The organism is Roseofilum acuticapitatum BLCC-M154 (genome assembly GCF_030068475.1).
Lineage (GTDB): Bacteria > Cyanobacteriota > Cyanobacteriia > Cyanobacteriales > Desertifilaceae > Roseofilum > Roseofilum acuticapitatum.
Map to the genome: position 1 here is coordinate 1 of NZ_JAQOSP010000084.1, position 5520 is coordinate 5520.

4 protein-coding genes are annotated in these 5520 nt (G+C 48.3%); 1 reads left to right on the top strand and 3 read right to left on the bottom strand.

The genetic code is table 11. From position 1 onward, the window contains the following. Nucleotides 1–443 precede the first annotated feature (443 nt). The 3 genes from urtB to thrB form a co-directional block, all read right to left on the bottom strand. Complete coding sequence (gene urtB, locus PMG71_RS12230; RefSeq protein ID WP_283753972.1) at nt 444–1601, bottom strand: urea ABC transporter permease subunit UrtB; 1158 nt, start codon at nt 1599–1601, stop codon at nt 444–446. A gap of 90 nt (nt 1602–1691) precedes the next feature. Beyond that, nucleotides 1692–3017: an urea ABC transporter substrate-binding protein gene (gene urtA / locus PMG71_RS12235; RefSeq protein WP_283753973.1), complete on the bottom strand. Its 1326-nt coding sequence runs from the start codon at nt 3015–3017 to the stop codon at nt 1692–1694. A 129-nt stretch (nt 3018–3146) separates the two neighbouring features. Continuing rightward, a complete protein-coding gene (gene thrB / locus PMG71_RS12240) occupies nt 3147–4067 on the bottom strand; it encodes a homoserine kinase (protein ID WP_283753974.1) in 921 nt (306 codons plus the stop codon). 127 nt (nt 4068–4194) lie between these two features. On the opposite strand from thrB, the gene PMG71_RS12245 reads away from it, so the two are divergent. Then, entirely contained in the window at nt 4195–5346 is a 1152-nt protein-coding gene (locus tag PMG71_RS12245) for a glycosyltransferase (protein ID WP_283753975.1), read from the top strand. Nucleotides 5347–5520 lie beyond the last annotated feature (174 nt).

Genomic DNA, 5520 nt, shown 5'->3' on the forward strand with positions numbered 1-5520 from the left:
GGCAAGATGCCCGCACTCCTCGAATTCTTTGATCTGACTGGAGTGGGAGCATCTTGCTCCCTGGATTTTTAATTAGGGTATTTCCGCTTCGCGGACATGAATAAGCGAACTTGATATGAAGAAGCGGGCAAGATGCCCGCACTCCTCGAATTCTTTGATCTGACTGGAGTGGGAGCATCTTGCTCCCTGGATTTTTAATTAGGGTATTTCCGCTTCGCGGACATGAATAAGCGAACTTGATATGAAGAAGCAGGCAAGATGCCCGCACTCCTCGAATCCCTTGATCTGACTGGAGTGGGAGCATCTTGCTCCCTACGTTTTCAATCTCTCGCTCCCTACGTTTTCAATCTCTCGCTCCCTACGTTTTTAATCTCTCGCTCCCTACGTTTTTAATCTCTCGCTCCCTACGTTTTTAATTTCGGCTCCCCCACTCCCCCATTTCTTTAAGCATCCACAGTGCGCCCTTTTTGCGGGAAAATTCCTGCCGGACGGACTTGCAAAAAGGCAATAATAAAGGCGAATACCATCACCTTTGCCATGCTGGTGGTAGCGAAAAAGGTAAAGAAGTCAGCGATGGGTTGAATAGGAGTAGCAACCAGGGCGAGAGTTCCCGAACCGATGAGATAATTTAATGTACCAATAAATAAGGCAGCGACTAAACTGCCGACTAATTTACCCACACCACCCACAACAACGACCATAAAGGCATCAACAATATAGTTTTGTCCCGTATTCGGCCCCACGGAACCGAGTAAACTGATGGCACATCCAGCCACTCCTGCTAATCCTGAACCGAGGGCAAAGGTAAGCGCGTCTACTTGGTTGGTGGGAATGCCTAAGCAGGAACTCATGGTGCGGTTTTGGGTGACGGAACGGATGCGTAAGCCCCAGGGCGATCGCTGTAAAAAGACATAAATCCCCAGCACGCAGATCGCCGTTAAGCCCATGATAAATAATCGGGCATAGGGGAGTTGGAAGTTGAGAATCGGAATCCCCCCGCGTAACCAGGAAGGGGCAGTAACATCCACATTTTGCGCCCCAAACCAGGGTTGAGTGACTGTGAGTTTGAAGATATTGCCGAGAATTGCGCCTGTGGTGATGGCGATACCCGCAGAGAGGGGGAGAAGCAGAGAAATAGCCCATTTGCGAATCTGCACAAAATTCGGGCGACGGGACACAAACCACCATCCGCCAAAAAACAGCAGGCAAAATACCCCTAACCCTGCCACCATTTGCCAACTCACACTCCGGACAAACTGTTGTAAAATTAGGCTCACACCCCAGGTTGCCAACAAAGTTTCTAGGGGGCGGCCATACAAAAATCGAATCACCCCCCGCTCTAAAATAATCCCCATGATTGCGGCCACCACAAACGCCGCAGGCAAGGCAAAAAAGATATAGACTTCAAAAAATTGATCGCCCATAGCCCTAAAGCCATTTTGCACCACAAACGTGGTATAGGCTCCCAGCATCATCAACTCGCCGTGAGCCATATTAATCACACCCATTAAGCCGAAAATAATCGCTAGACCTAGGGCAGCAATGAGTAAAACTGAGCCAATACTAATCCCGTTAAAGATTCCTTCGAGTAATAGTTGCACTGTTTTCTCCCAACTCATGAATAAAATGGATAGGGTGGGCAATGCCCACCCTACTACTAACTAACAATTCTTCACTGTTAATTGTTAATTCTAAATCTTGTACTTGCCTCCTTTCGCCTTATCTGACCAGTCACAAGCAAAGCCTTTGGTTTCAGCTACAAACTGGTTCCAAGGAAGGGGAGAAACTGCACTATCAGTTGCATTCACAATTTCAAACAGACCATCATCGCGCACTTCTCCAATGCGTACCCACTTGGATAAATGATGGCTATTATTCATCATTACGGGGCCTTCTGGAGCATCAAAGCTTTGACCATAGGCCGCTTCACGAACTGCATTTAGATCATCAGCCGTTCCTGCCGTTTCTACCGCCTGTTTCCAGATATGTACGCCAATATAAGCCGCTTCCATGGGGTCATTCGTTACCCGCTCTGCTCCATATTTGGCCTTAAAGTCCGCGACAAATTTTTCATTGGCTTCATTCTCTACAGTCATAAAGTAATTCCAAGCCGCATACTGACCTTTGAGGTATTCCACACCGATCGCTTTAACCTCTTCTTCGGCGATACTGACTGACATCACCGGATACTTATCTGGAGTCAGTCCAGCTCCTTGCATCTGCTTAAAGAAAGCCACATTACTATCCCCATTCAGGGTATTGTAAATTACACCACCATCCGGCAGAGCTTGGCGAATTTTGGTAATAATGGGGGTTACTTCTGTATTCCCCAAGGGTAAATAATCTTCTCCGACCGTGGTTCCTCCTTTCGCCGCCAATTGCTCTTTAATGATGGTATTGGCGGTACGGGGGAATACATAGTCAGAACCGACTAAGAAGAATTCTGTCCCTTTTTCCTGTAATAACCAATCTACAGAAGGCTCAATTTGTTGGTTGGGCGCAGCGCCGGTATAGAAAATATTTTTGGAACATTCCTGGCCTTCATACTGGACAGGATACCAAAGCATATGGTCTTTTTCTTCAAAGACGGGTAACACGGCCTTGCGACTGGCGGAAGTCCAACAGCCAAAAATCGCTACTACTTGGTCTTGATCGATCAATTTGCGGGCTTTTTCAGCAAAGGTGGGCCAGTCAGACGCACCATCTTCAACAACTGCCTCGATTTGTTTCCCTAACACCCCACCCATTTCGTTAATATGCTCGATCGCCAGTTGAGTAGATTCGACCACACTTTTTTCACTAATGGCCATGGTTCCACTCAGGGAGTGCAAAATACCGACTTTGATCGTATCGCCTGCTGCCCCTGTATTACTGTTACTTTGTGCAACTGGGGAACCTTCCCCTGTAGTTTCCTCGGTTGTTTCTGGGGGACTGCCACAAGCTTTGAGTAAAAGACTCGTGCCTACGGCCGCAGAACCGTAGACTAGAAACTTACGCCGACCAATACGATGTGCCATACGGTTACACTCCTCTTACCTGAGTTAAGAAAACATTAAGTAATCTGATAAACCATCAATTTTAATCGAATTTGCGGGTTTTTGTGTGGTTTAGACTACAAAACTTTTCTTGTCTTTATGAATCTGGTTTTAGGCTGGCTCAAGGGTTGTCCCTTTGCGATCGAGCATCAGGGATAAGGTATCAATATGGAAGCCATGGGTTTTCCAGGTTTCGACCATGGCGATCGCCACATCGGGCGCTCGATCGCCCTGAACGAGAGCAATTAAGGTCGGGCCAGCCCCACTAATGGCTAACCCTAGAGCGCCCGCATCTAGGGCCGCTTCCTTAACCTCATCGTAACCAGGGATTAAACTTTTACGATAGGGTTGGTGAATGCGGTCTTCTAGGGCCCGTTTTAACCATTCTGGGTTTCCGGTTTCTAGGGCCCGCACCAATAAACCCACATGGCTCATATTAAAGATGGCATCTTGGCGATCGTACCCGGTGGGTAAAATCTTGCGTGCGTCGGCGGTGGATAACTCAAAATTGGGAATGGCGACCACGGGAATAATACTCTCATCCCAGGGAATATCACAGATCACCCAGCCGCTTTCTCCGGTGGTGGCTAAACGACATCCTCCTAAGAGAGCGGGAACCACATTATCAGGGTGTCCTTCTAGGGCGATCGCCAATTCCATCACTTCGCTTTGCTTTAAGGGGCTGCCTGCCCAATGATTCGCTGCCACAAATCCGGCGACGATGGCAGTGGCTGAACTGCCTAATCCCCGTGCTAAAGGCACTTCCATATCAATCTCAATCTTTACCCCTGGGGTTTTTTTCCCCAAGTGGTCATAAAAGCGCTTAAAGGCTTGATACACCAGGTTATCCGCCTCAGTTGTCAGATGCATGACATCAATGCCCTGGATGTCGATTTCTAGGGAACCCTCGCCGGAAAGGGGGGAAAAGCGGAACTCATTATACAATGTTAGCGCTGCCCCCATACAATCAAAGCCCGGCCCTAAGTTGGCTGTGGTTGCTGGCGTTTTTACCGTCACTGCCTCCACCATCATTTTATGATTACTCCTCTTGAGATGATTGATAGTCCATCCTCCATTAAAGCAAAGGATGCGGGAATGGGGGGATGGAGACAGGGAGATGGGGTAGAAGGAGGGTTTTTAGTTTTTGATTTTTAATCCCATGATATTAATCATTAGTCTGAGTGTATCGGCCCTAATTTGGGTGATTTTACTCTGTTTTTGGGGCGGGTTTTGGCGGGCGAATCAACGGTTGGAGGGTTGGGTTAAGGATGAGCCAGAGCGACTGGTGAACCCCTATCCCCAGGTGGGCATTATTATACCTGCTCGCAATGAAGCGGAAGGGATTACCCAAAGTTTGCGATCGCTGGTCAATCAGGACTATGCTGGCAGCTACTCTATTCTAGTTATTGATGACCACAGCACCGATGATACAGCGACTCAAGCTCAAGCCTTTGATGGGGTGACGGTGATTTCTGCTCAACCTTTACCCCCTGAATGGACGGGGAAACTCTGGGCGATGGAACAGGGGGTAAACTTCTATCAATCTCAAAGTTCTCTGCCAGATTATTATCTGTTCACCGATGCGGATATTGAACATTCTCCGGAGCATTTAAGCCAATTGGTTCGCAAAGCTCAAGGGGAGGATCTAGAGCTGGTGTCAGTGATGGTTAAATTGCACTGTGAAAGCGTTTGGGAACATCTGCTGATTCCTGCTTTTGTCTTCTTTTTCCAGAAACTCTATCCTTTTGCTTGGGTGAATAATCCCCGTAAATCTACGGCTGCGGCGGCTGGTGGATGTATTTTAATCACTCCTGAAGCGCTCAACCGGATTGGGGGCTTGCAGAGTTTGCGCGATGCTCTGATTGATGACTGTACCCTGGCTCAAGCGGTCAAGTCTACGGGTTCTGGGCGCATCTGGTTGGGTTTAAGTGAGACAACTTACAGCTTGCGAGCTTATTCTAGCTTAAAGCCGATCTGGGATATGGTGGCTCGGACGGCTTTTACCCAACTGAATTATTCTCCTGGGTTGTTGCTGGGAACCCTTTTGGGGATGGGGCTGGTGTATCTGTTGCCCGTGGTGGGTTGGGTATGGGGGGTGGGCAATGGTGTGCCGGTTTTAGCGGCGATCGCCGGGTTGACTTGGGGGTTGATGGCGATCGCCTATGCTCCCACAGCAAAGCTCTATCACCAATTTCCCTTAACCGGTTTGGCGCTACCGGCGATCGCCTCCTTTTATATGCTCATGACTCTAGACTCAGCTTTGCGTCATTGGCAAGGGCGGGGCGGCAGTTGGAAAGGACGAGTTTATTAAAGGGTTTTATATCAAGTCCGGTTTCTGCAAGCGGACATGAAAATTTGTTAAGAAGCGGGCAAGATGCCCGCACTCCTCGAATTCTTTGATCTGACTGGAGTGGGAGCATCTTGCTCCCTGGATTTTTAATTAGGGTATTTCCGCTTCGCGGACATGAATAAGCGAACTTGATAT

Coding starts and splice junctions, on each gene's coding strand:
- thrB (WP_283753974.1), bottom strand. CDS start 4,067: ATGATGGTGGAGGCAGTGACGGTAAAAACGCCAGCAACCACAGCCAAC.
- urtA (WP_283753973.1), bottom strand. CDS start 3,017: ATGGCACATCGTATTGGTCGGCGTAAGTTTCTAGTCTACGGTTCTGCG.
- PMG71_RS12245 (WP_283753975.1), top strand. CDS start 4,195: ATGATATTAATCATTAGTCTGAGTGTATCGGCCCTAATTTGGGTGATT.